2 protein-coding genes are annotated in these 1,163 nt (G+C 37.8%); both read left to right on the plus strand.

What is annotated here, in order from left to right:
- Nucleotides 1–529 (plus strand): nucleotidyltransferase domain-containing protein (locus tag BBG47_RS28110; protein ID WP_139070820.1); only part of this gene is annotated, 529 nt, incomplete at its 5' end.
- A gap of 15 nt (nucleotides 530–544) precedes the next feature.
- Complete coding sequence (locus BBG47_RS28115) at nucleotides 545–922, plus strand: hypothetical protein (RefSeq protein ID WP_083189652.1); 378 nt, start codon at nucleotides 545–547, stop codon at nucleotides 920–922.
- Nucleotides 923–1,163: the final 241 nt, after the last annotated feature.

Here is a 1,163-nt window from a genome sequence, read left to right on the forward strand (position 1 = left end):
TCTTGAGCCGACGAAGAATCAGATCGAGGTGCGGAAATACTATCCTGGGACCGAACCGGAGAATTCAGCATCAGGATCTACGTCGGGAAAAAATAAGAACTCAAGCGGTGAGGGGACGGGACAAGGTTTTAAAGTACCTCAAGGACTTATACAAGCACAATTTGATAAAGTGTCATCAATGATACGAGAAAAAGTAGGGCATATAAGTGATAATATAGTTGTTCAAGGCAGTCGGGCAAAAGGAACAGCTAAACCAACTTCTGATATTGATATAGCTATCAGGGTTCCAGCGGAGAAATTTGATGAACTAATACAAAGCTCTTTTAGTAAGGTTAAGCCACCTAATCCAGGGTCTGCTAAGGAGAAAACAATGCTTCATGCTATTGAAACAGGGGAAATTCAATCAGGAGAAGCGAAACTGAGCAAGTTTAGAGAACAACTCCAACAAGAGCTAGGTATGGATGTCGATATTTCAATTATTAAAATAGGTGGAACTTTTGACAATCCCCCGTTTACACCACTCAAATGATCTGAGGTGATTTCGTTGGAAGAAGAATATGATTTATTTACTAAAATTTTTGTAGATAGCGATGTTGATAAAGAGATGTTACTAGATACAGTCTCAACCATTGTTATGGGTACTATTAGCGGTTCAAGCATATTGACGAAGCAAGCAGAAATATTTATTTTCAATAACGGTGATTTCGATAAAGACAAAAGAAATCAAGGGAATGATGGCTTTCTATATTACAAGTACTACCTTGAAATTGAACCAACTGAAGATGTGATTGACCGTAACTATGTATTAGAAATATCTAATTTGCTGACAAAGTTATGGGATGCTGATTTTAAAGCAATAGCATCGTGCGATTTTGAAGACTTGCTACCAAGAAAAGGTGGTTATAATTTTGATGAGCGTTAATGATTAAAACTTACGGGTTTACAGCGCGACAACAAGATCGTACAATACAACCAACAAACCAAACACTAAACAATTCAAACACTTGATAAACTTTCAAAAGCTCTTTCCCACTTGAACCTTGAGTAGGAATGAGCTTTTTTGCGTGTCCAAAATCAAAGGAGGACGAAACGAATGGCAAAACGTGAACAGGTAGTGGCAGAAGAGTTAAAGAAGGATTTTAAGGGGCTGACAAGTGCCTTTT

The organism is Paenibacillus sp. KS1 (genome assembly GCF_001680695.1).
GTDB classification, from domain to species: domain Bacteria; phylum Bacillota; class Bacilli; order Paenibacillales; family Paenibacillaceae; genus Paenibacillus_B; species Paenibacillus_B suaedae.